The sequence below is a fragment of the Streptococcus sp. HMSC057G03 genome (assembly GCF_001808745.1).
GTDB classification, from domain to species: domain Bacteria; phylum Bacillota; class Bacilli; order Lactobacillales; family Streptococcaceae; genus Streptococcus; species Streptococcus parasanguinis_Z.
The window spans coordinates 44,513-70,965 of sequence record NZ_KV794424.1 but is presented as its reverse complement, the minus strand read 5'-3'; the positions used below and the strand labels follow the sequence as shown (position 1 = coordinate 70,965).

Annotated in this window: 28 protein-coding genes and 1 riboswitch; of the genes, 23 read left to right on the top strand and 5 right to left on the bottom strand. The window is 37.7% G+C overall.

The window, feature by feature from the left end; genetic code table 11:
- Positions 1-135: 135 nt before the first annotated feature.
- The 8 genes from HMPREF2686_RS05615 (at position 136) to rpsD (ending at position 7,786) form a co-directional block, all read left to right on the top strand.
- Positions 136-2,115, top strand: a complete 1,980-nt coding sequence (locus HMPREF2686_RS05615) for a DHH family phosphoesterase (protein WP_083280262.1) — start codon at positions 136-138, stop codon at positions 2,113-2,115.
- Positions 2,112-2,564, top strand: coding sequence for a 50S ribosomal protein L9 (gene rplI, locus HMPREF2686_RS05610; protein ID WP_003002156.1), 453 nt, complete (start codon positions 2,112-2,114; stop codon positions 2,562-2,564). The genes HMPREF2686_RS05615 and rplI overlap by 4 nt, the downstream gene beginning before the upstream one ends.
- Positions 2,565-2,589: 25 nt before the next feature.
- On the top strand, positions 2,590-3,948 hold the full coding sequence (dnaB, locus tag HMPREF2686_RS05605) for a replicative DNA helicase (protein ID WP_070449606.1): 1,359 nt from the start codon (positions 2,590-2,592) through the stop codon (positions 3,946-3,948).
- Between the two features lies 1 nt (position 3,949).
- Positions 3,950-4,222 (top strand): Veg family protein, encoded by a 273-nt coding sequence (locus HMPREF2686_RS05600; RefSeq protein ID WP_003009183.1) that lies wholly within the window; start codon positions 3,950-3,952, stop codon positions 4,220-4,222.
- Positions 4,223-4,256: 34 nt separating this feature from the next.
- A riboswitch (TPP riboswitch) is annotated at positions 4,257-4,358 on the top strand.
- A gap of 74 nt (positions 4,359-4,432) precedes the next feature.
- Positions 4,433-5,191 carry an ABC transporter permease gene (locus HMPREF2686_RS05595; RefSeq protein WP_070449603.1) on the top strand — a complete coding sequence of 253 codons (759 nt, stop codon included), beginning with the start codon at positions 4,433-4,435 and terminating at the stop codon, positions 5,189-5,191.
- A 57-nt stretch (positions 5,192-5,248) separates the two neighbouring features.
- Positions 5,249-6,244 carry an ABC transporter substrate-binding protein gene (locus tag HMPREF2686_RS05590; RefSeq protein ID WP_049475071.1) on the top strand — a complete coding sequence of 332 codons (996 nt, stop codon included), beginning with the start codon at positions 5,249-5,251 and terminating at the stop codon, positions 6,242-6,244.
- Complete coding sequence (locus tag HMPREF2686_RS05585; protein ID WP_042766420.1) at positions 6,237-6,968, top strand: ABC transporter ATP-binding protein; 732 nt, start codon at positions 6,237-6,239, stop codon at positions 6,966-6,968. The genes HMPREF2686_RS05590 and HMPREF2686_RS05585 overlap by 8 nt, the downstream gene beginning before the upstream one ends.
- 206 nt (positions 6,969-7,174) lie before the next feature.
- Entirely contained in the window at positions 7,175-7,786 is a 612-nt protein-coding gene (rpsD, locus tag HMPREF2686_RS05580; protein ID WP_003002210.1) for a 30S ribosomal protein S4, read from the top strand.
- Between the two features lie 163 nt (positions 7,787-7,949).
- Here the strand turns inward: rpsD and HMPREF2686_RS05575 are convergent, their stop codons facing one another.
- Complete coding sequence (locus tag HMPREF2686_RS05575) at positions 7,950-9,113, bottom strand: tyrosine-type recombinase/integrase (protein WP_070449599.1); 1,164 nt, start codon at positions 9,111-9,113, stop codon at positions 7,950-7,952.
- A 384-nt stretch (positions 9,114-9,497) separates the two neighbouring features.
- Positions 9,498-9,935, bottom strand: a complete 438-nt coding sequence (locus HMPREF2686_RS10800; protein WP_398578133.1) for a helix-turn-helix transcriptional regulator — start codon at positions 9,933-9,935, stop codon at positions 9,498-9,500.
- Positions 9,936-10,138: 203 nt separating this feature from the next.
- Here HMPREF2686_RS10800 and HMPREF2686_RS05565 point away from each other — a divergent pair, with 203 nt between their 5' ends.
- The 10 genes from HMPREF2686_RS05565 (at position 10,139) to HMPREF2686_RS05525 (ending at position 16,584) form a co-directional block, all read left to right on the top strand.
- Positions 10,139-10,336, top strand: coding sequence for a helix-turn-helix domain-containing protein (locus tag HMPREF2686_RS05565; RefSeq protein ID WP_070449596.1), 198 nt, complete (start codon positions 10,139-10,141; stop codon positions 10,334-10,336).
- Between the two features lie 549 nt (positions 10,337-10,885).
- Positions 10,886-11,086, top strand: a complete 201-nt coding sequence (locus tag HMPREF2686_RS05560; protein ID WP_023919961.1) for a hypothetical protein — start codon at positions 10,886-10,888, stop codon at positions 11,084-11,086.
- A gap of 101 nt (positions 11,087-11,187) precedes the next feature.
- The gene (locus HMPREF2686_RS05555) at positions 11,188-11,379 is read left to right on the top strand and encodes a hypothetical protein (protein WP_070449594.1); all 192 of its coding nucleotides are present in this window, start codon (positions 11,188-11,190) and stop codon (positions 11,377-11,379) included.
- 13 nt (positions 11,380-11,392) lie between these two features.
- Positions 11,393-11,659 (top strand): MerR family transcriptional regulator, encoded by a 267-nt coding sequence (locus HMPREF2686_RS05550; RefSeq protein ID WP_023919956.1) that lies wholly within the window; start codon positions 11,393-11,395, stop codon positions 11,657-11,659.
- Between the two features lie 145 nt (positions 11,660-11,804).
- Complete coding sequence (locus tag HMPREF2686_RS05545) at positions 11,805-12,320, top strand: hypothetical protein (protein ID WP_070449591.1); 516 nt, start codon at positions 11,805-11,807, stop codon at positions 12,318-12,320.
- Positions 12,317-13,762 (top strand): VapE domain-containing protein, encoded by a 1,446-nt coding sequence (locus HMPREF2686_RS05540; protein ID WP_070449588.1) that lies wholly within the window; start codon positions 12,317-12,319, stop codon positions 13,760-13,762. The genes HMPREF2686_RS05545 and HMPREF2686_RS05540 overlap by 4 nt, the downstream gene beginning before the upstream one ends.
- 378 nt (positions 13,763-14,140) lie before the next feature.
- Entirely contained in the window at positions 14,141-14,440 is a 300-nt protein-coding gene (locus HMPREF2686_RS05535; RefSeq protein WP_070449585.1) for a hypothetical protein, read from the top strand.
- Positions 14,440-14,586 carry a hypothetical protein gene (locus tag HMPREF2686_RS10570; RefSeq protein ID WP_023919951.1) on the top strand — a complete coding sequence of 49 codons (147 nt, stop codon included), beginning with the start codon at positions 14,440-14,442 and terminating at the stop codon, positions 14,584-14,586. Before HMPREF2686_RS05535 ends, HMPREF2686_RS10570 begins: the two co-directional genes overlap by 1 nt.
- A gap of 98 nt (positions 14,587-14,684) precedes the next feature.
- Positions 14,685-15,557 carry a hypothetical protein gene (locus HMPREF2686_RS05530; RefSeq protein ID WP_070449583.1) on the top strand — a complete coding sequence of 291 codons (873 nt, stop codon included), beginning with the start codon at positions 14,685-14,687 and terminating at the stop codon, positions 15,555-15,557.
- Positions 15,550-16,584 carry a head maturation protease, ClpP-related gene (locus HMPREF2686_RS05525; protein WP_023919949.1) on the top strand — a complete coding sequence of 345 codons (1,035 nt, stop codon included), beginning with the start codon at positions 15,550-15,552 and terminating at the stop codon, positions 16,582-16,584. Before HMPREF2686_RS05530 ends, HMPREF2686_RS05525 begins: the two co-directional genes overlap by 8 nt.
- A gap of 978 nt (positions 16,585-17,562) precedes the next feature.
- Here the strand turns inward: HMPREF2686_RS05525 and HMPREF2686_RS05520 are convergent.
- Complete coding sequence (locus tag HMPREF2686_RS05520; protein WP_049475073.1) at positions 17,563-18,096, bottom strand: TetR/AcrR family transcriptional regulator; 534 nt, start codon at positions 18,094-18,096, stop codon at positions 17,563-17,565.
- Between the two features lie 134 nt (positions 18,097-18,230).
- Here HMPREF2686_RS05520 and HMPREF2686_RS05515 point away from each other — a divergent pair, with 134 nt between their 5' ends.
- A complete protein-coding gene (locus tag HMPREF2686_RS05515) occupies positions 18,231-21,026 on the top strand; it encodes a YhgE/Pip domain-containing protein (RefSeq protein WP_070449580.1) in 2,796 nt (931 codons plus the stop codon).
- Between the two features lie 86 nt (positions 21,027-21,112).
- Here the strand turns inward: HMPREF2686_RS05515 and HMPREF2686_RS05510 are convergent, their stop codons facing one another.
- The gene (locus HMPREF2686_RS05510) at positions 21,113-21,796 is read right to left on the bottom strand and encodes a DUF4947 domain-containing protein (RefSeq protein WP_083280261.1); all 684 of its coding nucleotides are present in this window, start codon (positions 21,794-21,796) and stop codon (positions 21,113-21,115) included.
- A gap of 92 nt (positions 21,797-21,888) precedes the next feature.
- Positions 21,889-23,133 (bottom strand): carbohydrate-binding domain-containing protein, encoded by a 1,245-nt coding sequence (locus HMPREF2686_RS05505; protein ID WP_070449574.1) that lies wholly within the window; start codon positions 23,131-23,133, stop codon positions 21,889-21,891.
- Positions 23,134-23,347: 214 nt separating this feature from the next.
- On the opposite strand from HMPREF2686_RS05505, the gene HMPREF2686_RS05500 reads away from it, so the two are divergent.
- From HMPREF2686_RS05500 to HMPREF2686_RS05485, 4 genes are all read left to right on the top strand, one after another.
- Complete coding sequence (locus HMPREF2686_RS05500; RefSeq protein ID WP_070449571.1) at positions 23,348-24,127, top strand: polyphosphate polymerase domain-containing protein; 780 nt, start codon at positions 23,348-23,350, stop codon at positions 24,125-24,127.
- Positions 24,120-24,803 (top strand): DUF4956 domain-containing protein, encoded by a 684-nt coding sequence (locus HMPREF2686_RS05495; protein WP_070449568.1) that lies wholly within the window; start codon positions 24,120-24,122, stop codon positions 24,801-24,803. The genes HMPREF2686_RS05500 and HMPREF2686_RS05495 overlap by 8 nt, the downstream gene beginning before the upstream one ends.
- 92 nt (positions 24,804-24,895) lie before the next feature.
- Entirely contained in the window at positions 24,896-26,155 is a 1,260-nt protein-coding gene (locus tag HMPREF2686_RS05490) for a S41 family peptidase (RefSeq protein WP_070449565.1), read from the top strand.
- Positions 26,156-26,324: 169 nt separating this feature from the next.
- Positions 26,325-26,453, top strand: a complete 129-nt coding sequence (locus HMPREF2686_RS05485; RefSeq protein ID WP_003002102.1) for a teichoic acid D-Ala incorporation-associated protein DltX — start codon at positions 26,325-26,327, stop codon at positions 26,451-26,453.

Genomic DNA, 26,453 nt, shown 5'->3' with positions numbered 1-26,453 from the left:
ATTTACACAGTTGTAAACCTTGTTTACAAAGTAGTGAAGCGGAGGAAGAGCTTTTTAGTGGTCTTTCTTCTCTGTAATATAGAGAGAAACCTCGCTTTTTACCTCTATTTATGGTATAATTCCGAGAAGAGGTTTATGATGAAAAAATTTCGTTTATCGTTCATCCATTATGTGTTAATTGGTTTTATTTCATTTGCAATTTTAGCAATTTTTTTAAGAATCTTTGGCAAAGGCTATGTAACTCTCATTGCAATTTTTTTAGTCTTAGCTGGATTGATTGCTTTATTTGAATACCAGTTACAAATTTCAGAGTTAGATGAATTAGAACAAATACAATACGTTAACCATCAGGCAGAAAGCGGATTAGCATCCCTCCTTGATAAAATGCCTGTTGGAGTTATCAAAATTAATGAAGAGACAAATGAAGTAGAGTGGTTCAACCCTTATGCTGAATTGATTTTTTCAACAGATGATGGGGACTTTGATGTTGAATCATTGAAAAAGTTACTCAATACTCTGTTTGAGGATAAAGGTCATTATGTCACTGTAGCCGATAAGAAATATTCTGTTTACTTTGATCAGACGTCTAGTGTTGTTTACTTTTTTGATGTTTCAAGTGAGTATGAAGCAACTGTAGGATTGGTGACAACTCGTCCCGTTATCGGTATTATTTCTGTTGATAACTATGATGATCTAGAAGATGTCATTTCAGACTCTGATATTAGCAATATCAATAGTTTTATTGCCAACTTTGTAGAAGAGTTTACAGCTCGTTACCATATGTTTTACAGACGTGTGGGGATGGATCGTTTCTATTTGTTTACAGACTACACGGTCTTAGAACAGTTGATGGAATCAAAATTTTCAGTCATCGATCAATTCCGTGAAGAAGCCAAAAATCGTGAGCTACCTATTACCTTAAGTATGGGATTCTCGTACGGTGACGGGGAGCATGATGAGATTGGTAAAGTGGCCCTCTTGAACCTAAACCTTGCGGAAGTTCGTGGTGGGGATCAAGCAGTTGTCAAAGAAAATGATGAACAGAAAAACCCTATTTTCTTTGGTGGTGGAACAGCTTCGGCTGTTAAGCGGACTCGGACACGGACACGCGCTATGATGACAGCTATTTCGGATAAGATTAAATCCGTTGATCAAGTCTTCATTGTTGGGCATAGAAACTTGGATATGGACGCTTTAGGAGCGTCTGTGGGAATGCAGTTTTTCTCTAGCAATATTTTGGTTTCCTCTTATGTGGTCTATGACCCGCATGCAATGGCTAGTGATATTTCAAGAGCGATTGCGAAACTAGAAGAAGAGCAGGTGACGAAAATCCTTACCCTAGAGGAAGCCATGCAAATGGTGACGGATCGCTCTTTGTTAATTATGGTTGACCATTCTAAGACAGCCTTGACTCTTTCTAAAGAGTTTTATCAGGAATTTCAACAGATTATTGTCATTGATCATCACCGTCGGGATGATGATTTCCCTGAAAATGTTTTGATCACCTATATTGAAAGTGGAGCAAGTAGTGCGAGCGAATTGGTTAGTGAGCTGATTCAGTTCCAGAAGTCGAAAAAAAATCGGTTGACGAAGATTCAAGCTAGTGTCTTGATGGCTGGAATCATGCTGGATACTAAGAACTTCTCCACACGTGTTACAAGTCGGACCTTTGATGTGGCGAGTTACCTTCGCTCAAGAGGTAGTGATAGTGTAGCTATCCAGGAGATCTCTGCGATTCAGTTTGACGAGTACCGCGAAGTGAACGAACTGATCTTGACTGGTGAAAAGATTTTGCCACATATCATCGTAGCTTGTGCCAATACGACTAAAGCCTATGATTCAGTAACTATTAGTAAAGCAGCTGATAGTATGCTAGCCATGTCTGAGGTGGAAGCAACCTTTGTCATTGCTTGCAATCAAAGTGGGACTGTCTCGATTTCTGCGCGAAGTCGAAGCAAAGTCAATGTACAGCGTATCATGGAACAGCTTGGCGGAGGAGGTCATTTCAATTCGGCAGCCTCTCAAATTGAGGGTCAAGATTTGATGAGTATTCGTCAACAACTGATTGAGACGATTGAAAACGAAGTAACTATTGAAAAGGAGAATGTAGAATGAAAGTTATTTTCTTAGCGGATGTAAAAGGTAAAGGTAAAAAAGGCGAAATTAAAGAAGTGCCTACTGGTTATGCACAAAACTTTTTGATCAAGAAAAATCTTGCGAAAGAAGCCAATGCCCAAGCAATCGGTGAACTTCGTGGAAAGCAAAAGTCAGAAGAAAAAGCGCATGCTGAATTGTTAGCGGAAGCGCAAAAGATTAAAGCAAAATTAGAAGAAGAAGCAACTGTTGTTCAATTCACTGAAAAAATTGGGCCAGATGGCCGTACTTTCGGCTCTATTACCAATAAAAAGATTGCAGAAGAACTTGAGAAGCAATTTGGCATTAAAATTGATAAACGTCATATCCAAGTTTCCTCTCCAATTCGTTCAACAGGTTTGATTGACGTCCCTGTAAAAATTTATCAAGATGTTACAGGTGTGATTAATATTCGTGTAAACGAAGGGTAAACACGATCGATAGAAAGGTTTTTTTATGGCTGAGATAGAGGAATTACGAACACAACCTCAGGATATCCAAGCGGAGCAATCAGTGTTGGGAGCCATCTTTATTGATGAGGGGAAATTGGTCTTTGTTCGTGAATATATCGAGCCTGGCGATTTCTTTAAGTACTCGCACCGTTTGATTTTTAAAGCCATGATCGATCTAGCTGACCGCGGGGATGCGATTGATGCGACGACTGTTCGAAATATTTTAGATAGTCAGGGGGATCTCCAAAATATTGGCGGTCTCTCCTATTTGGTAGAAGTCATTAATTCGGTACCAACTTCAGCTAACGCGGAGTATTACGCGAAGATTGTTGCCGAAAAAGCTGTCTTACGTCGATTGATCTCTCGATTAACGGAAAGTATTAATCAAGCTTATGATGGTGCAAGCCCTTCAGATGAAATCATTGCGGGTGCTGAAAAAGCTCTGATTGATGTTAGTGAAAACGCAAATCGTAGTGGATTTAAAAATATTCGAGACATCTTGAATATAAATTTTGGTAGCTTGGAAGCCCGCTCGCTTCAAACCACTGATATTACGGGTATTGCGACAGGCTATCGCGATTTGGACCATATGACGACAGGGCTACATGAGGAAGAGTTGATTATTTTAGCGGCTCGTCCTGCAGTAGGGAAAACAGCCTTTGCTCTAAATATTGCTCAAAATATCGGGACAAAGTTGGATAAGACAGTGGCTATTTTCTCATTAGAAATGGGTGCTGAAAGTTTGGTTGACCGGATGTTAGCAGCTGAAGGCTTGATTGAATCCCATTCGATTCGTACAGGTCAATTGACGGATGAAGAGTGGCGAAAATATGCCATTGCTCAAGGGAATTTGGCCAATGCGAGTATTTACATCGATGATACTCCAGGAATTCGGATCACTGAGATTCGTTCGAGAGCAAGAAAATTAGCGCAGGAAACAGGCAATCTCGGTCTTATTCTGATTGACTACCTGCAGCTGATTACAGGGACTGGAAGAGAAAACCGTCAACAGGAAGTTTCAGAAATTTCTCGTCAGTTAAAGATTTTGGCGAAGGAACTAAAAGTTCCCGTTATTGCTTTGAGTCAGCTATCACGTGGTGTGGAACAGCGCCAAGACAAACGTCCTGTTCTTTCTGATATTCGTGAATCTGGATCGATTGAGCAGGATGCGGATATTGTTGCTTTCTTGTACCGTGATGATTATTATGATCGAGCTGGTGAAGAGGAAGAAGATGGAATGCCCAATAATACGGTTGAAGTGATTATTGAGAAAAACCGTTCAGGTGCGCGTGGGACAGTCGAATTAATATTCCAAAAGGAATACAATAAATTCTCAAGTATTTCAAAGAGAGAGGATCAATAAGATGAGTGATGCATTTACAGATGTTGCAAAAATGAAAAAAATTAAAGAAGAGATCAAGGCCCATGAAGGACAAGTGGTTGAAATGACGCTTGAAAATGGACGGAAACGTCAAAAAAATAAATTTGGACGCTTGATTGAGGTCTATCCTTCTTTATTTATTATCGAGTATACGAACGACAATAGCTTACCAGGTGAACCGGCCAATACATACGTGGAGTCTTACACCTATTCAGATATTTTAACAGAGAAGAATTTAATTCGTTATTTGGATTAATTTCTTGCTTTTATCGTCTAAATCAGTTATTATAATAAATACATATGGGAGTCTGTGTACAGTCTGAGAGGAAGTGTAAGCTTCGACCGCACCTGATCTGGGTAATGCCAGCGTAGGAAACAAATGAAATGTATTTTTCGTTATGAGTGACCTTGTGCAATCCGTCTCCTATTTTGGAGGCGTTTTTTATTTGTGAGAAAGGAGGTTACGATGTCTCTTGTAAAAAGATATTCAAAACAATTGATAGGATTTGCAGGTTTTAGCAGTCTTCTTGTCTTATGGCAGTTAGCAGGATTTTTAAATATCCTCCCCAAATTTGTATTACCAACGCCACTTGAAATTGGGAATGCCTTTGTACAAGATCGAGCTCTCCTGATTCATCACAGTTTGTCTACCCTTCAAGTGGCCTTGATCGGACTTGTTATAGGGGTTCTTCTTGCTGCTGGCTTTGCGATTCTCATGGATAGTTTTCAATGGGTGAATGATCTGGTCTATCCTTTTATGGTTGTTATTCAAACCATTCCGACGATTGCCTTGGCCCCCATCCTGGTTCTTTGGTTTGGTTATGGTATGCTTCCAAAACTAGTTTTGATCATTATTACGGTGGTATTTCCCATCGTAGTCAGTCTGTTAGATGGTTTTCGGCATTGCGATCAAGATATTCTGAGATTGTTTCAGATTATGCAAGCCAATCGCTTTCAGACCTTAGTTCATTATAAAATTCCTGCAGCGCTTCCTTATTTTTTTGCAGGTTTACGTGTGAGCGTTTCCTATGCTTTTATCAGTACGGTAGTTTCAGAATGGTTAGGAGGTTTTGATGGATTGGGGGTCTATATGATCCAATCGAAGAAGTTATTTCAGTATGATACGATGTTTGCGATCATTGTATTGATTTCTGCTATTAGTTTACTCGGTATGTTTCTCGTTGACCAATTAGAACGAACCATTCTGAAATGGAAAAAGGATTGACAAACTTGTAAATGGTGTAAAATTTAAATTGACAAAAATGTAAAAGAGGTATAGCTAATGAAAAAGTCAATAGGTTTATTTTTCTCAATAATATTGGGATTTGTTTTCTTGAGTGCTTGTCAAAATTCTGTCAAGCAATCGTCAAGTGGTTTGAAAAAGATTGATTTTATTCTAGATTGGACCCCGAATACCAATCACACGGGTCTCTATGTAGCAAAGGAAAAAGGGTACTTTAAAGATGCAGGACTGGATGTAGATATAAAACTTCCTCCGGAAGACAGTAGTTCTGATTTGATTATCAATGGGAAAGCTCCATTTGGTATTTATTTCCAAGATTCTATGGCCAAGAAATTGGATAAAGGTGCGGGTATTACCGCTATTGCAGCTATTGTCGAACACAATACGTCAGGGATTATTTCAAGAAAAGATGCAGCGATCACAAGTCCAAAAGATTTGGTTGGTAAGAAGTATGGTACCTGGAATGATCCGATTGAGTTGGAAATGATCAAATCGATGATGAAAAAAGAAGGGGCTGATTTTAATCAAGTAAAATTGGTTCCAAATAGTGATTCAAATTCCATTACTCCGATTGAAAATAAGGTCTTTGATGCTGCTTGGATTTATCACGGTTGGGATGGAATTTTGGCTGAGCAAAAGGGAATGAAAACCAATTTCTTCTATATGAAAGATTTTGTTCCTGCATTTGACTACTATTCGCCTGTTATTATTGCTAACAATGACTATTTGAAATCTCATAAAGAGGAAGCAAAAAAATTCATTCAAGCGGTGAAAAAAGGCTACCAATATGCTATAGAGCATCCAGAAGAAGCAGCAGATATCTTGATTAAACAGGCCCCTGCTTTGGCTAACCAGCGTGATTTTGTACTAGCTTCTCAAAAATATCTTTCCAGTCAATATGCTTCAGACAAGGATAAATGGGGACAGTTTGACTCCAAACGTTGGAATGCTTTTTATGCTTGGGCAAAAGAGCAAGGATTGGTTTCAAATGACTTAGAAGACAAAGGTTTCACAAATGAATTGGTAGGTGACTGATATTTTAACCGTAAAAGATGTAAGTTTCTCTTTTGGAGATAAAGCAGTTTTAAACAATGTATCACTAGAAGTGCAAAAAGGAGAAATCGTCTCTATTCTAGGTCCAAGTGGGGTAGGGAAATCAACCTTGTTTAATTTAATTGCTGGGATCCTTCCCTTACAAAAGGGCGCTATAGAAGTAGATGATGCCCCGATCTCCTTTGGAAAAGTCAGCTATATGCTACAAAAGGATCTTTTGTTAGAACATAAGACAGTATTGGGAAATATTATTCTTCCCCTTCAATTAAAAAAGATTCCTAAGGAAGAGGCAACATCTACAGCTCTAAAATTGTTAGATGAATTTAAATTGGGAAGTATCGCCAACCTTTATCCCAATGCGCTGAGTGGGGGGATGCGGCAACGGGTGGCGCTATTGAGAACCTATCTTCTGGGGCATTCTGTCTTCCTGTTAGATGAAGCTTTTAGTGCCTTAGATGAATTGACAAGGCAGGATCTTTATCACTGGTATCTAGAAAGTAAGGAACGTCTTGGTCTCACCACTCTAGTGATCACTCATAGTATCGAAGAAGCTTTGACATTGAGTGACCGGGTCTATATTTTGAATCATAATCCCGGTGAAATTATTGCGGATCTTCCTTTAAAATGGGATCCAGCAACGGATAGGGACTGGCAACAATTGCAATATAAAAAACGAATCATAGAATTATTGTCTGAATTTCATTGAAATTGTTTTGAAGGACTTTACAAAGTTTCTATTCCGTGATAAAATAGAATTTGTGCGAAATGACAGCAGGACAAAATGAAGCTCGTCAACAGGAAGTCAGCTAGAAAAGTAACCTTTGCTGTTTGGGCGAAGGCTTTCTGAACGAATCAGGTTTGTCTAAAACGTTATTTCCTACAAAAAATTATTTTTATAGGAGGACATTTCAAATGTCACGTTATACAGGACCATCTTGGAAACAATCTCGCCGTCTTGGCTTGTCACTTACAGGTACAGGTAAAGAATTGGCACGTCGTAACTACGTACCAGGTCAACACGGACCAAACAACCGTTCAAAATTGTCAGAATACGGTTTGCAATTAGCTGAAAAACAAAAACTTCGTTTCTCATACGGACTTGGTGAAAAACAATTCCGTAACTTGTTCGTACAAGCTACTAAAGTTAAAGAAGGAACTGTCGGTTTCAACTTCATGCTTCTTTTGGAACGTCGTTTGGATAACGTTGTTTACCGTCTTGGACTTGCGACTACTCGTCGTCAAGCTCGTCAATTCGTTAACCACGGTCACATCCTTGTTGACGGAAAACGCGTTGATATCCCTTCATACCGTGTAACTCCAGGTCAAGTGATCTCAGTTCGCGAAAAATCAGCTAAAGTTCCAGCTATCCTTGAAGCTGTTGAAGCTACAGTTGGACGTCCAGCATTCGTATCATTCGATGCTGACAAACTTGAAGGTTCATTGACTCGCCTTCCAGAACGCGATGAAATCAACCCAGAAATCAACGAAGCACTTGTCGTTGAATTCTACAACAAAATGTTGTAATATCTTTTTAACTATGACAGGCTGGAAAGCCTTCAAACAAAGCACTTTAGGTATTTTCCCTAGAGTGCTTTGTTTCTTTTTACTACCCTTTTAGTTACCTATGACTAATTTTTGTATAGTAAGAGGGTGTACCTTTTCAGGTTCACCCTGTATTTTACTGTATTTATAAATTGCTGATTGCCGTTTCAAATATTGAGACGGCTTTTTTTGCGCCTTCTTTTGTAGCGTGGACGTATGTATTTAATGTCATTGTTATATTAGAGTGGCCTAGTCTATATTGCAGATCTTTAGCCTCTATTCCAGCGTAAAGCATAATAGTAGCATGGGTATGACGAAAACCATGAAAACTTATATCGGGTACCCCAGCACTCTTAAAATGCCCCTGTAGTCTTTTTCTCAATAAGCAAGCGTAAGCGTATTTAGTAGTAAAAGGTGTGAACACAATATTTTCAGACCTTCCCAGCTTCCAACATTCTACTTGTTGGCGCTTTTTATACTGCTTTAAAAGTGAGATAGTCGCTGGATCTATTTCAATATCTCTTAGCCCAGCTTTTGATTTAGGGGTATTTGTTTCTTGATATCTGTTCAAAGTTTTAGATATACTGATCGTACCTGTTTTTAGGTTTATATCAGACCATTCAAGGGCTAGAGCTTCCCCAATACGGCAACCAGTGGCCAGCAAAGTTTTGTAAAGAACGTAATCAAAAAGATTTTCATATAAAGTTAGATCCAAACTATCAAGATAGGCTAGAAATTGCTTTAATTCTTGATTGCTAAAAAATCTAATCTTTTGATCTTTTGCTTGTTGCTTGCGTGGAATAATAACATCACGGGCTGGATTGTGCTGGATCACTTGCATAGTTACTCCGTATTGGAGTATACGGCGGTTAATATTGTTTAGAAAGCTATAATTTGCGTATGCTCCCTTTTCCCCCTTATTCGCTCTATCGGCCCATTTATTGACTTGTTGTTGAATAATAGGGGTAGTTAGGCTATTTAGTTTATAATCGCCAAAAACGGGCAAAATATGAAGCCTTACAATACCCTCCATAGATTGTTGGGAGTTTGGTTTGATTGTGTTTTTATAACTCTCCCACCATAGAGCAACTAACTCTCTATAAGTAGTGATCGTTGGTTTATTTTTAGCACAATATCCATTGTTTGCAAAGGTATTAATAGCTTCCCTAGCCTTGATTTTGACGGCCGTTTTAGTATTAGCCGTAACAGTGGTACGGGCCTTTTTCCCCGTCATCTGATCCACACCTAAATAAACACTAGCACGGTAAACAGTTTGGCCATTCTTTTTTACTACGGTTTTGATATTCATTTTTCTTTCCTTTCCATCAACAGGCAAGCGGATAGGTGAGAAAAGAAAAATTAATAAATGTGACAACGTTGTCACATATCAAGGTAAATAAATGCGACCATGTGGTCGTATTGCTAATCTTGGACTTTCTAAATTCTGTGACGTCCCACAATTCCAAATTACTCAACGTTGGGTAATTTGGAATTGTTCAACGTTGAACGATTTTGGATTATGTTGCAACGTTGCAACATTTCGAAACGTTTCGAAATTTGATAAACGACAACGTTGTCGCTTTTAGATTAATAAAAATGATCATGTGGTCATGATTATTAAAGTAGCATTTCATATTTCCCAACGTTGGGTAATTTTAAAATAGGGTAAGTTGCTTTTCAAAAAGTCGAAACGTTACGACTTTTTGAAATTATCTACTATATCAGATAGCAACTTTAACTTACTATTTGTAGTTTTTTTATCTTTTACAAAATAAGTTATGTTTTCTATATAAAAATATCTTTTATTATTTTCTGAAGAAGCGTCCACAAGTCCTTGGGGGGTAATATCTTGGGAACCGTCTTCATCACTAGGGAAATGTTCTGGATTTTGGTGAACTAAGTCGGACAGGGGTTTATTAGGTTCATCAGTATAACCTAGCAAATAGCCCACATCAACTTTAAAATAATCTGCTAAAAGTTGAGCTTTCTCTGGCTTGATCTGTCTCTCATTCTTTTCCCAGTATATGTATGTTCGTTTTGTTACACCTATTTTGTCAGCTATCTCTTGTTGAGTAACTCCAACTTTTCCATTTTCTTCTTTATTAAGCCTAAGTTCTTTGAGTCTATTCATTTATAAGTTACACCTTTCGAGATTATTATATCACGTTTTAGTTTTATAGTGAAAAAAAATTACAACTTTTTTTAAAAAAACTATTGACATTGAATAAAAAGTGCAATATAATAATCGTGTCAGCAGATGTTGAACAAAAATTACAACTTTTCAAGATGAACACCTTTCATTTTATTGGAGTTGATATGTAAAGGAGGTAAAGCATGAGAAATAACATGCGCTTATTATTAGCAAAGCAACGGAAAAAAACTTCTGACGTTGCAGAAGCTACAGGAATATCAAAAAGTACACTAACGGCATTATACTATGAACGGGCAAAAAGTCCAACGTTAGATACTTTGAAAAAAGTTTCAAGTTTTCTAGGGGTAACTATTGATGAATTTCTAGATGTGAAAGAATAGGAAGGATACATAATGGATACATGATTTTGAAAAAAGACAACAAAAAAAGTCAAATACTCGCCTTCGCCAAAAATTGAGTATATGACTTAAAAGAAACAGGTACCTAGAAAGAATACTTTTCTAAATACTTTTTATGTACCTAGTATATCAAAAATTAGAGAGGTACACAAGATGAAAGGAAAGAAGTTTTCCCATTATCCCCGCTTACTAAGTAGGGCAGTGACACTAGTTTCACAACTATACCATAGAGAAATTACAAGATCTGATTTTGATGTCTTTTATAAAAGACTTGGAGATCAGATAGAACATGAAAAAAAATTAAAATAAATAATCACTTATTAAACAGGCAAGCGGATAGGTGAAAAAAGAAAACAGTGATAAGAAAAGTCATGCTGACAGGACAATTTAAAGGCTTTGTTTAGAAAAAATGTGGGTGATTTCCCACGAAACACCACTACAAGCGTTCGCCAACTTGGGGCAATAGCCTAGCGTTTGGAGTGTTGCTAACTCAGTATAGGAAACGGCAATTGAAAGGAACAAGAAAACAATATGACAGTAAAAACAAATGATGTTTTGGTTGAGTATGAAAGGATTTGTTCACAGTTGAGTGAAATTCAACTAGTCTTAGAAATGGCTAGTATGGAAGACGGTAAAAATTCATCAGCTTTATTAAATACTGTAATTCAAGCTATAAACCAACTTATTTTAGAACATACTGAACAGGCCAATAATTATAGAAAGATGATATAAATGGATATCTATCCATGAAAAACCGCTATAAACCGCCTAAAGATCAGGAAAAAGCTGATTTAGAGGCGTGTAGAAGTTAAAAAGAGAATGAGGGAAATAAAATGAATGAATGGAATTTACCAACTGACAAAACCATTATTTTACTTGTAATTCTATTTAAAATTGTATGGAAAATATGGAATAGACCAAGTCCAATCAAACTAGTTGAAGAAAAAGAAAAGGTAGAAGTTTCAAAAGGATTAAATCCAGATTATGGGGCTTATGTTTGGCTAGCTGGCAAGCGTTTTAATTGAAAGGGGTAAGGATATGGAATTACTTTCAAAGGAAATTCAATTGGAATGGCTTCAAACTCAAAAAGAGACTTTAGAAACCCTTGTGAATTTAGAAATGGAACGAAAAGGGAAACTAGATCTTATTACTAGAGAAGAATTAAAAGAGGCCCTAGGAGTTTCAGGAGAAACACTAAGAAACTGGGAAATGATGGGTTTACAACGTTTTCAAACTCCTATGGAGAGAGCTAGAAAAGTTTATTACCGCCCAAGCGATATTTATTTATTCTTATCAGTGAGGTAGAAGAAATGGAAATACAGTATTTTGAACCGTCTATAGAATTTAATAAAGCGATTTATAATGCTCCGTTGGATCTTTTGTTATTGCCATCTGGAATTGACAAGAAAAACGAAAAGAAGATTATAGAGCATTTTGAGGAGGTGAAAAGATGTATAGGCAAGTGATTATATTTCTTAAAAAACAAAAAATACCAGATTTTGACTTTATGAGGAATAACCCTACAAAGGTTTATAAAAAGAATGATTGGTATGCTTTTCCTTACTATGAACCACTTGGAGAAAATCTAACAGAGCAAGTAAGTTCTAAAATGATGATCCAGATTGTTACAAGCTTTAAAGAACTGGAAGATAGGGGCTGGCATTTAGTCCGTGATTTACCGATCAGTTATTTAAGTGGTGAATTATTAGAGTTTTTACAACTCTATGAAACCTATAAACTCGGATCTCTTAGGAATGGGAATAGGTTAGAATTTAGTGGGCAATTGCTTGAATTTGTGGCTTATGGAATTAATGATCGATCAGAAGTTTCATCATTCCTTAAAATGATGGTAGGAGCTGGATATGAATTAGATATTATCATTCAGATCTTTACAAATATTGTCAAAAGAAAAACCCTTGCCCGTGATTTTGTACAGTTAATTAGTCGTTATGAGGTTACTACATGAGTGTTAAAAAAGCATTAGAAAAGACAATACAAGAAGAACGGGCTTCCCCGAACTTTCCAAACCTTACGGAAAGAAGAGAAACAGAAACCGAAAATAATATTCTTGGTTTAGTTGAAAAGGCCAAAGGGAAAGGCTGGGCTTCTAGTTTAGATAATTTGAGTAAGATTATAAGTGGCGATAGTAGACTAAAAGAAAATCTAAGATACAATGAGTTCACACATGAAATTGATATTGTTGGTTCATTAAAGCTTAATAGTGATAACGGGCTTACTGGGGTAGCAGATGATAGTGTTTTAAAAGAAATTCGTCTATATATTGCAAAAAAATATAAAGTGGATTTTAAAAAAAGCGATATTTCTGACACTTTGGAAGTTGTGGCCCGTACACAAGGTTACAACCCCTTGAAAAAATTCTTGCTAGAATGTGAAAGGGAATATAATTCTTGTGGTGATCCACCAGAAACATTTAATATTTTACGTCAATATCTTAATGTAGAAGATAGTAAATACAATCGGATAATATTTGATCTATTTTTCCGTGGAGCAGTTGCGAAAGTGTTTGATCCTAGTGTAAAGTTTGATTTTGTATTAGATTTGACTGGTAAACAAGGAGTAGGAAAAACACAATTTTTTGAAGGCTTGTTTACAGATCAATATTTCACAACCGTTGAAACTTTCACGGATAAAGACGATAAAGCCCGAATGGTGCGAAACTGGTGCGTTTTTGATGATGAAATGGTAGCAACTAAAAAAACAAGTTTCCAAGAATTAAAAAGGTTCATAACTGATAGAAAAATCGAATATCGCCCGCCTTATGGTAGCACTGATAGGCGATTACTGAAAAACTTTGTTATTGTACGGGCAACAAACCAGCCCGACTTCCTAAATGATTTAACTGGAGAACGCCGTTTTCTAGTTGCAGAAGTCTATAAAGATAGTTCCTACAAAGGTAGAAACTGGACTGAAAATGATCGTAGGAGGTTCTGGGGGGGAATGGTTAAGGCTTGGAGGGATAATAAAGAGTTAACCCTATCAGATGAACAAGAAGCCCTAGTAAACGCTACACGGGCCAAATATAAAGCTATAGATGAAGAATTAGAAGATCTTGAAAGATATCTTAACACCCCATATCCCGAAAGAATGTATTTTAGCCCTCCTAATGATAAAGTTAGAAAGTATTTTATCCATGAAATTTTAACTAATGGAATTTGGCTTAATGGAAATGGTGAGGAAGAAAAACTAGATGAAAAATACGGGGAATTAGTTGAACGTGATCGCTTAACTGTTAACTTGTTTTTTCAAGAAGTTTATCTTAATGATAATCCTACACCAAAACAGAAAGCTAAAATAAGAATGGCTTTACAAAATCAACAGAATTGGCAATACAAGAAAGGTATAAAATTCGGGAAACTCAATACATCTGGTTTTTTTAAAAATGGATAGTTGGAGTTTTAAAAAAATGGTAGGAAAACTAAAAATGAAATTCCAACCATGTAAACCCTTGTGAGAGTAAAGGGGAGTGATTTTTTTAAAAAACTGGTTTGAATGTTGATAGAAAAATCCAACCACGAAAACGCTTGGTGTATAAAGTCTTTTATAGGATTGGTTGGAAAATAACAACATTTAACAATAAAGGTATTTTTATTAAATAAGTAATAGCTATATATGTTATAAGTTGTTTAATTTTTGGTAAAAAAATCCAACTTTCCAACTTTTTGCGAAAAATGTTGATTTGACGGGCTTAATTTGGTAGGAAAATTTTCCAACACTTTCCTACCAGTTTAAAAAAATCCTACTAATATTAAAAAAAGGAGGTGCAAAATGAAAATAAAACAAAAATACAATGTAAAGGAATTTAATTTTACATATGATTTTAAAACAGAAGAAACAGCTCATATAGCCTCGGAGGCACTTATAGGATATTTACTGGGTACTCATTTTAGGGTAAATGCAAAGGTAGACTTCCTATGTGTAGAGAAGGACAGTAGTCTAACTAGATTGTTGTTAAAATATGTATCTGTAAATGATTTAAGCAGTATTCTAAATCGAATTTGTAACTTTTGTGATAAATATCGTACAGGGCTAAATTTAGATTTTGATGAAGAATGGGAGGGGTTATAATGGATAAACTAAATGACGGTTGGATATATTTTATGAACCGTGGTATAATAAAAAACGTGAAGATCCCTGAATTTGGGGAAATAAATTTAAAGATCTCTAATGGTGTAGTTACACTTGTAGAGACGAAAGAACAGACAAAAATATAATTGCTGACTTGAAGACAAGAGGCATGACATAAGACGTTTTTAAAATTCGTTTTTGTCATGTCTCTTTTTTGTAGGAATTTAAAGAAAAGAGGAAAACAATGGAAATTAAAGACGCAAAAAAGATTTATTTTGAATTAGTTCAAAACTATAATTTATTTAATAAAAAATCTACCTATTTTGGTGTAGAGAATAACGATAATTATCATTACCTATCACTAGGACTAATTCCAGAAATTGCCAGTACATTATCAGGGGGTAAAGAAATTATTAAATTTGTTGAAGAAATTTGTAGCTCAATTAAAAAATATTGGGAACTTCGAACAAAGTCAATTGAGAAAATGGATAAACTTCTTTCTGATCGTTATCTTACTAGCAAAAAGAAGGATCAAAAAGCAACTGAATTAAAAAAAGAAATTACTTTAAATCTAAATGAGTTAGTAAAAGTAAATACAAAACTTGCTAGTAAACAAGAAAAAGTATTTTCTCCAATTTTAAAAATAGTTAAAGAAGCTAGTGAAGCACTTGGGGAATTTGGCGACAATAAAGTTCTTCCTTCAAAGATCGACCTATATACGAACCATCCAGAGTGTACAGAAATTGAATTTACAAATTATTTTGTAGATGAATTATATACACCTTACCCACCTTTAAAAGATCGTGATTTTAATTATTTCATTAGAATTGGTGAAGAAGTTTCATTTACACGTCATGCGGAAGCGGAGTTTGAAGAACTTGGCTTGCCAACACTTAATAGACATTTAACAAACTTTAAAATGGAAAACTATTGGAAAGAAAATGGTTTTAGTTCAAAAGTTGAATGGCTTGCAAGTGTCCATGAAAAAAGAAAAGAAGCGGAAGAACTTGAATATATTGAAGACATGAAAATGCAACAGGCTTTGAAAGAACTGAAAGCACAAGGGAAACAAGAAGGATTTTTTAAAAAAATGTTAGGAGCTTTTACAAATGAATAAGATTGAGATTAAAGGGGCAATTATCCCAAATAATAGTATTGAAGCATATAAAAAAGAGGGGAAGGAATACACGGCCTTACAAGATATTGAATTACCGTCTTCTTCTCAACCCGTAGAAGTGATTATAAATTCTGGCGGTGGTGATGTATTTACAGGAAGTGAAATATACAGTCGATTAAAAGAATATAAAGGACAAGTAACAGTAAAAATAGTGGGAGTTTGTGCTAGTATTGCCAGTGTGATTGCAATGGCTGGGGATACTGTAGAAATGAGCCCGACAGGTTTGTTTATGATACATAACGCAATGGCTTGGACGTATGGTAATACTAAAGAGCATAAAAAACAAATTGAAGCTCTAGAAGTAGTAAACAATAGTATCGCTTTGGCATATCAAAACAAGACAGGTTTACCAATGGAAACTATTAGAAGTTTAATGGAAGAAGAAACATGGTTTTCTTGTGATCGTGCGTTAGAGTATGGCTTTGTAGATAAACAAATGTTCATGAAAAAAATTTCCCGTGAAATGGTTGCTAGTATTCTCGAACATGTCCCAGAACAAGGGCGACACTTGTTTATGGAAAATGTAATCAAAAAGAACCTAGATAAAATCGATGCGAATATCGAAGAACTGAAAAGCATTGAGAATAACAAAGATCAGTCTTACGGACAGAAACTAATGACACTTGGAGTAAAGGAAAAGAAAAACAATCTGTCATACGGTCAGAAGCTAATGACAATCGGGTTGACACCAAATAAGAAACTCACTACTCAACAGATGTTAAACGTAGCAAAAGACGCTGAAAAAATAGTCATGTTGTTAACTCTCGAAGCAAGACATGAAGCATTAAAAACTATTCGGGAGAAAAGATTTGAACAAATTCAAAAAGAGATAAAGGGTAGTTATTCGGAGCCATACCTAAACGAAGGATACCAGGCTGGAGATGTAATACTGGAGAATGGAAAAACTGTATTAGTGGCTCAAGGTCTCAATGATTATCAAAGTAAAGTCGATGAGTTGAGAAGATAAAATAGGTAGAGGATAGGCTTAGGCCTATCTTTTTATCTTTCAATTCTTCCAATTAGACATAACGAGGGAAACGCCAATTCATTTTTTAAAATCTTGTAGTTCCTTGATACGCTTGGGGTTTGGTGAATAAACGAATTAGACAGAATGTAAGATATGTCTAAGTCAGATGTGATAAAGAAGATAGGAAGAAATATAATTAGTAACTAAATAAGTGAATAACTTATATGAGTTAGAAGAAGAAAAGTTAGGATCTTATTTAAAGTCTAGATCTTGTGTGAGATTGAAACAGAAGAATATAATTAGTTAGTTTCCTTTTATAATATGAATAACAATTGGTATTTAATGAACAGTGTGTTCTTATTGCATGGTGAATGATTTTTTAAATCAGATTGATTACACAAAAATAGATAAGTAAAAGGAATTCATAGCGAATGAGAATGAAACATAAAACAAAGGGTATGCTTTCTTGTTTGTATGTCGTTTCAGATTGTTTCAGATCCAAAAAATTTGAACCCCCCTATTGAAAAAAATCGATCAAAATCGGCTTCTGGGAACCGGTGGGAGGGGTCGATTTTCTAAATATAAGGGTTAATTTTTAAGGGGGTGGGGGTGAAGGTCAAAAAAAGTCAAAGATTTTAAAAAAGCCCCAAATTTTGGAGCTTAATTCTTGCCTGTTGAACTCATTAGATTTAGTTCCTTTTTTACTACCCTTTAAGTTACCCCAGCATGTCTCACTTTGTTAGTGATTGTTGAAATACAATGTTTTTGGTAGTTAGGTTGCCTTATTATTACTATACATGTTTAAGTGATGATAACAAAATGCTTTAATTTTAAGATATACTTTGCAGAAAGCCTACTACAGTGGGCTTTTTGTTTTGTCTTAAAGGGTTGATTTCTGGGTTTGCTCTCCTTTTTGTTTTCTTAAAACCTAAACCTGCTAATAAAAAAATCCTGATCTATCTAGATCAGGAGGCACTATTACCGTAACATTTTCATTAAAAATTCAGCCATTTGTTGAGGACTTTCTTTTTTTCCGCGCGAAACCCACATTTGACAGACTCCGAAGAAGGCATTGGTCAGATAGACAGAACTGTAGACTCTTTCAATATCTGTTAATGATTTATGACTATAGCGCTCTTGCAAACTATCAACCAGAAGAATCTGTAATTTATGTCGTAAGAAGGTCTGGATCTCCTTGGTTCCATTCTCTGTCAGAAGAACCGCGAAGAGTGGCTCCTTGGTTAGAAATTCGAACACTTCTGTAATCGCTTGGCGCTTGTCATCTTGGTGTTTATCAAAGATATATTCAAGCTTGTGAAAGAGTGCTTGTTGGTAGCGCTCGATCATGTCATACTTGTCTCGATAGTGGGTATAAAAGCTAGAGCGACTAATGCCGGATTCTTGTGCTAGTTCAACCGTTGTGATTTGGTCGAATGATTCCTTTTCGAGTAGTCGAACCATCGCCTCCTCGATATTTCGTTTTGTTTTTATTCGTTTATTGCTCTCAGTCATCTGTTAATCCTTTTTGCACAAAATTATACACAGTGTCTAAAAACAAAGATTTCCTACTTGTGAAAATTTTTAGAAACTGTATAATCTATTATATCAGAAATTTAGACAATGTGTATAAAAAGGAGACAAAAAATATGATGAAAGAATGGAAGGCTATTCTTAAAAAGCCAACATTTATCATTGTCATGATTGGGGTTGCTTTGATTCCAGCTCTTTATAATATTATTTTTCTATCTTCCATGTGGGATCCATATGGCCAAGTTTCGGATCTTCCTGTAGCGGTTGTCAATAAGGATCAATCTGCTACATATAATGGACAAAAGATGGAAATAGGAAAAGACATGGTGTCCAATTTGAAGGACAATGACTCACTTGATTTTCATTTTGTAGATGAGAAAGCTGCGAAAGATGGTCTCAAAAATGGCGATTATTATATGATTGTAACCCTGCCTGAGGATCTTTCAAAGAAAGCTAGCTCCATCTTAACCAATCATCCGGAACAGATGACCATTGATTACCAAACATCCAGTGGTCATAGTTTTATCGCAGGGAAAATGAGCGACACTGCGATGACAAAGATGAAGCAGTCAGTGGCCGAAAAAGTGACCAATACGTATACAACAGCTTTATTTTCCAAAATGGGATCGCTTAAATCTGGTATGGGGACAGCGGCAGATGGAAGTGCTAAATTAGCAGATGGTGCAAGTAAATTGGAAGATGGTGGTCAAACACTGTCTACTAATTTGAATACATTGGCTCGTTCAAGCTTAGCATTTTCAGATGGTGCGACTACTCTTCGTACGGGTCTAGCAGCCTATACAGATGGTGTTGGTCAATTAGGAAATGGTCTCAATCAAATGGCTGGTCAACTTCCAAACTTGGTATCTGGCGTCAATCAATTAAATAATGGGTTTGGTACTTTTAATACAGGCTTGATGGCTTACGCTACCGGAGTGGATCGATTAGGAAATGGTCTCAATCAAATGGCGAGTCAAACCCCTCAGTTGGCCTCAGGAGTTGGTCAGTTAACCAGCGGTATGGGGACCCTCAATGATGGTCTTGGGAATTATACCAATGGTGTGCGTCAATTGAATTCAGGCCTGTCAAACTTTTCAAATGGTTTAGCAACCTATACAAATGGAGTCGCTACTTTATCAGAGGGAGCGGGTCAATTAAGTAGTCAATCTGCTACCCTTCGAAATGGGGTTTCACAATTAGAATCAGGTATTCAAACATTATCAAGCCAGCTACAAGCTTCTACAAGTCAATCCGCTCAGATTGATCAATTGGCAGCAGGTTTAAACCAATTAAATGCAGCGATTCAAAATGCTACAGTAGATACCAGTCAACTTTCGTCTGGATTGACGAGTATTGCGAATTCAGCTCAATCAATCCTTGCTTCAGCCCAAGCGGATCGTGCAAATGCCCTTGCAAGTGTGCAAGGGACAGCAGCCTATCAAGCAATGACAGCTGACCAACAAGCGGAAATCAATGCAGCGATCTCATCGAGCCCAAGCTCGAGTGAAACGGCGGCTCAAGGAATCTTGACTACGATTCAAACGATCCAAGGTAGTTTGAATACAGGAAATAGCTTGACACAACTGCAAACGGCAGCCAATCAAGTTTTACCGACAGCTTCTTCTACCTTGACAGACTTGTCAAGTGGCTTGTCTAAGATTCAATCCGCAGTTAGTGGACAATTGTTGCCAGCTAGTCAAACCATCAATCAAGGGATCGGAGCTTATACAGCTGGTGTCGATAAAATCGCTAATGGAGCAACCCAACTTCAGACGAATAGCAGTACTTTAACAAATGGGGCTAGTCAGTTAGCAGCAGGTGTTGATCAACTAGATAGTAAATCATCAGAATTACTTGCAGGAAGCAATCAATTGGCTTCTGGTCTAGATGAGTTAAATGGGAAGATGCCTGCCTTGACATCAGGTATGAATCAACTGGCTTCAGGAGCGACCCAATTAACAGGTAAGTCGGGTGAATTGGTTGCTGGTGCTGGAAAATTAGCTGACGGTGTAGGACAATTGAACAGCAAGACTCCAGAGTTGGCAGGTGGTGTCAATAAACTTGTCACTGGTGTCAATCAGTTGACAGAAAAATCAGGTCAACTGGTGACCGGAGCTGATAAACTAGCCGACGGTGCAAATCAAATCTCAGATGGGTCCAGCAAATTAGCAGCAGGTGGCCAAACATTGACAAATGGTTTAGGTGAATTAGCAACAGGAAGCCAAACCTTGAGTCAAGGATTAAACGATGCTAAGGGACAATTGAATGTGGCTACAACTGAAAAAGAAAACGCTAAAACCTTAGCAGATCCTGTCACTTTGTCTAAAACAGACCGTGACAATGTCCCGGTGAATGGTGTCGGAATGGCTCCTTATATGATCTCTGTAGCACTCTTTGTTTGTGCCTTGTCAACCAATATGATCTTTGCAAAATTGCCATCCGGTCGTCATCCTGAAAGTCGCTGGGCATGGTTTAAATCTCGCTTTGAGGTCAACGGAACGATTGCGGTGATTGCAGGAGTCTTGGTCTATGGTGCCGTTCACTTGATTGGTTTATCAGCTAATCATGAGATGGCTACGCTCTTCCTTTGTGTGATTGGTAGTGTGGCCTTCATGTCTATCGTGACTGCTTTGACAACATGGCAAAGAAAGATCGGTGCTTTCCTTTCCTTGATCCTCTTGCTCTTGCAATTGGCTTCTAGTGCAGGAACCTATCCTCTTGCTTTGACAAATGGCTTTTTCCAAGCCATTCATCCATTCTTGCCAATGAGCTATACCGTTTCTGGTCTTCGTCAAACGATTTCGATGACAGGAGAAATTGGAAATCAAGTGGCCTTCCTTCTGATGACTATTGCTCTTTTTGCAGGGCTAGGAATGTGGTTCTATAATCCAAAACAATATGAAGAGGACTAATCTTCGGGAACTCCCAACAGAATGTGTTGGGAGTTTTTTGTTTCATGTGAAACAAAAATTCTCGCTTGTCTAAGCGAGAATGTAAATTATTTAAAGAAGACGACATCAGGATTTGGAGTAATATAGAGAAGTTGGTCGTTGTCAAAGACCAGTTGGATAGTGTTGTTTTTATAGGTGTAAATGGTGTAGTTTACTCCGAATTTAGAAGCTTGTTTGAGATCAACAGCTCCCATCAAAAAGGCGTGAGCTTGTTCCCCTGTGATTTTTCCCTCGTGGTAGAGCCCCTTAATATTTTCTAATTCGGTATTTTCAAAAGATTCGGCAATATAAGCAGGGTCTGTTATTTGTTTTTCAGGACTTCCAAGAATTGTTTGGACAAGAGCGGTGGTATATCCTTCATAATCCGGCGTCTGTGCAAAAATTTTATCGTCATTTCTAGAGTAGGCTACTTTTAAGTTCCCTGTCGCATAAATTTTATCTTTGGGTGCTTCTTGAGCATTTTTAGGGAGTCCTTCGGTCGTGACGATGTCAGAAGAGGGCTGTGTAGTGGTTGAAGGAGAGCTAGAGGAGTTGCTTGAGCTATTTGAACTAGTTGAACGAATCGGGTGGCTAGAACGACTCGAGCTACTTTTTTTAAAGGTTTTCTTTTTTGAGCTGGTAGTAGTGGGTACTTTTTTAAAGTTGATCTTAAGGTCCGGCACACAGGCTGATAGAAAAAGAAGAGACAGCAACAGTGTGAAGAAAAGAGGGAGTGTTTGTTTTTTCATCATGTTCCTTTCGATAAGCTGATTGATTTTCTATTCTATCATAAAAAGGGTAACAAAAAAAGGTCAGGAAGAAATCCTGCCTTTATTTGTTATTATTAATGACCGCCGCGAGGTCCACCGCCTTGAGGTCCGCCACCGCCTGGAGCCCCACCGCCTCCAGGCATGGAGTTGACAATTTCCGTTTGTTTTTCACCGTTGATATAGATGTCTCCGCCAGTGTAGGTAGCAGTACCATCAAAGTCGAATCCAGATTGTCCCGTTAATTTAATGGTTCCTCCGGTAACAGTGATATTTCCATTCGAATCAATTGGATCAGTATCGCCTTGGCCAACTTCAACGTTGAGGGTTCCACCATTCATGGTGAAGAAAATTTCATCTTGGTTAGCATTAGCATTGGCTGCATTGACACCATCATCAGTTGCGTAGATGGTGATATCACCACCGTTGATGGTGATCGATTTTCCTTCGAGACCTTCGACAGACTCTGTTACCTCATAGGTTCCGCTATCGATGATCAGATCTCCAGAAGCATGGATTCCGTCGTCTCCTGCGGTGATGGTCATTTTGTTATCTGAAAGATACATGGTTCCGACCGAAGTATCTTCATCATTATCCACCTTGACGGCATCTTCATCTGCATCGATGGTCATGGTCGTACCAGTGATATTGAGTTCGTCATTGACGTTGAAGGCATCTCCTACAGCCGTTATCTTATAGGTTCCACCTGTGATATGGAGAGTGTCATTGGCTTTGATACCGTTGTTCTTCTTAGCGTCAATGTTGAGCGTACCTGAACCATTGATGGTGAGGTCGCCTTTAGAGAAGATCACCGCATCGGCATCTTCATCATTGTTTGAACTTGAATCAGACAAGGTATTGGTCGTGCCATCTGCTAGAGTCAGGTAGACATGACCTGCTTTCGTAGCAGAAATTGGCGCGTTGGTGTTGGTCATGGTAACGCCTTTCAAGACGATGTGAACATCATCTGAGTCACCTGCTTCGACCTTGATTTGAACTCCATCGGATTCACCAGAGATGACATAGGTTCCAGCCTTTGAGATGGTCACAGTTGATCCAGATACAGCAACGCCGTCACCTGATACACTTGCAGAAGATCCAGACAGTTTTACAGTAGAGGCTTTGCTTTCATCATAAGAGGTGTCCTTGTCCTTATCTGTAAAATAGTTGGGATTGTTTGTTTTATTTTTTGAAGTAGAAGTAGCGGTTGTTTGTGCAGTATTGCTTTTTGTAGCTGATTGTGATGACGCCTGGGTGCAAGCTGACAGTAAGGTGAGGGTTGCGGCCCCCGTTAATAAAAATTTCCATTTGTTTGATTTCATGAGCTTTTCCTCTCGTTCAATTGATATGCTCCTAGTCTAAAGTTGCTAGCTGAAAGTTTCCTAAAGTTTTTCTGAAAGGAACCTTAACTTTAGTTTTATTTAAGTTTGGCTTAATGACCGGTTAAGAAAGTCCCATTAAACTAGAAAGCACGTAAGTCGTATTCATACTTACTGAAGGTTAGAAACAATAGATCCCCCTTAAAGGAGAAGAAACATGAAAAAAACAATTGAGACAAGTTTCAAACGAATCGAAACAAAATATATCGTCGCAAAAGATGACGTGAAGGACTTGATCAAAGACTTAAAAGAATACGTCGTAGAAGATGATTACCCAACTTCAACCATTTCAAACATTTATTTTGATACGGAAAATTTTGATGTCATTCAAGATGCTCTTGCCAAACAACACCGCCGTGAAAAAATTCGGATGCGGACTTATATAGAAAAACCTCAAGCAGACAGTCCAGTATTTCTAGAGGTGAAGTCAAAAGATGAAGAAGGAATTGGCCATAAATTCCGTCTAGTCGCCACTTCGCAAGCCATTATCAACTTGATGATAGATGGGAAAGTAGATCATCAGATACAAGATCCAGACTTAGTGCAAGAGATTCAGAGATTGCGCAAACGTTATGGTCATCGATTGGAACCACGGATGTTCATTTATTACGATCGCTTGTCTCTCAAAGAAAAGAAATCCATTCAGGGTTATCCTTATCAAAAGATTCGCGTGACAATCGATCAAAACTTAGTCTTTCGAGACCAGGCTGTTAGCCTTTTTGATGGGAAGAAAGGAGAACCTCTACTAGAGGATGACTTCGTGATCATGGAAATTAAGGCTCCTGGCCAAGAACCTAAATGGCTAAAGGATATTTTAGAGAAGTATGGTTTGGTGAAACAGAAATTTTCAAAATATAGCTGTGCTTATCATAAATCACAAGGCTTGGATTATGCCCCAAGACCAGTTCAAGAAACGGTAGGTGCTGCCTATGTCTAATCTATTTGATTCTATTTTTAATAATGCCACAGCAACGGTGGATCCCTTGCGCTTGTTGCTGGCCCTTTTGGTCAGCATCTTTCTAGGGATGGCCCTATCTTGGACCTATAAATACCGGACACTTTACACTCGAGAGTTTGTCATTAGTTTGACCTTGCTTCCTTGTATGATGACCTTAGTGATTTTTTTGGTCAATGGAAGTTTGGGAACCTCGATTGCAGTGGCAGGGACCTTTAGTTTGATCCGTTTCCGGTCAGCTACGAGTGGTTCTAGAGAGTTGATTGCCATTTTCTTAGCTATGATTATAGGACTAGCGGCGGGTTCAGGCTATCTTTTATTGGCCATTTTATCAACCCTTTCTTTACTAGGAGTGTGGCTGGTATTAGAGAACAAACAGAGTAAGGCAGATCATCAACGGCGCCGTCATTTGACCATTACCGTCTTAAAACAAGATTCTGTTGCAGAACAAATCAGCCAGTTTTTAGATAAAAGTTGTTCAGAAATTGACTTTATTTCTGTCACAACGGCCCAAGCTGGAGAACAACTGACCTTGAACTATGAGGTAAATATGGAATCGAACATCGATGATTTTGCCCTTGCCAATCTATTGATTAGCAAGATTGAAAATTGTGATGTCGCTCTGACAAAGAAAGCGAAGAAAAGAAAGAATTTATAACGGCTATCCTACTTTAGGATAGTTTTTTAGGGGTTTAAGAACTTTTTAAGAAAAAGTGGTATACTGTTTCTAAAAAATGGAAGGAATCCTTTATGAAAAAGACTGCTATTTTTGAAGATGTCGTCTCTATTATGACCCATGATTCATCTACCAGCAAGGATCGAAAAGGATGCGATCCAGAGCCTTTTCGAGAAAACATTACAGATGAGATGACAGATGATGCCTTTCTCTATCAAGTTAAGGCTTACCTAGCTAGTTTTGGGGTGATCGGGCATGTTTCCTTTCGAGATAAAAAGGCCAGTCAAAAAGGGTTCCTTTTGAGAATAAATGGACAGAAACTGTATGTTGAGGAAGCTAATGAAGATACGGGTCTTCAAGTAGGAGATCAGATCCTAGCTCTGGATGGAAGAGACTTGGATCAGATAGCTTCTCTTCATAAAGCCTATTTTATCAGCAAGACCCCAGAAAGACATTATAGAGAATGGGCAGATTTGGTCTCTCAGTCAACTAGTGTCACCCTGCTTCGAGAAGGGATAGAAAAGACCATTAAAGTAGTACCCAGTCGAGAACCGATCCAAGATCAGATTTTTTGGAAACGATTAGACGATGAGATTCTTTATCTTCGTCTGGATAATTTTATGGATGAAGGAGCCATTAGTCGGGTATATCAAGAGTGTTTGCCGATGATGACGGAGGTCAAGTTTCTTCTCATTGATGTCCGACAGAACGGCGGAGGGACGGATTCTCTATATCTTCCTCTGTTACATCTAGGCTTAGAGAAGGATCAGGGCTATGATTCGCTTGACTGGGACGATGATGGTATGGAAATTCTCTACACGGAACGTAATGTTGATCTGCGCTTGAAAGACTTTGAGGACTGGATGCAACAGGAAGAAATTAGTCCTGAAACAGTCAAGCTGCTTGGAGATATGAAAGAGGAGTTGCTCCGCCATCGAGGCAAAGGTTATGTACTGTATCAGCAAGAAAGCGAGGAATTCTTCCCAGAGGTTAAAGGTGGCCACTATCCTGAACGGATCTTTGTCTTATCAGATATCTATTGCGGTTCTTCTGGCGACAACTTTGTTCAGATGATGAAGCAGTTTAAGAAGGTAACGGTGGTAGGTAGACCGACTCTCGGAATTTTAGACTATTCCAATTGTTGTACCGTTGATTATGGCGATTATCAATTGATGTTTCCTACTTCTCGTTGTCTATGCGTAGATCAAGGTAAAGGAATGACGGATCAAGGTGTTCTACCCGATATAGAGATTCCTTGGACACCTAGCCATTTCGAGAGAGATGTGGATCTGGACAAGTGTCTGGAGTTGATTCATCAGGGGACTGTGAAATAGAATAGGATTTCAACCAGAAAACTGATTAAAGAAAAATGCTTTCGTTAAACGGCTTGAATGATCTGAAATGATAACGTTTTCTACGACATTCTCACTATGTTTAAAATTGCTTACTTGGTATAAAAAATGGTAAAATAGTGAGTAACAATTAAAATGAAGAGTGAAACTTATGAAACATAAAACACTTTATAAATTTATCGGGCAGACGGTCTTGTATTTCGCCATTTTCCTAGCCCTACTTTATTTCTTTAGTTACCTTGGTCAAGGTCAGGGTGGCTTTATCTACAACGAATTTTAG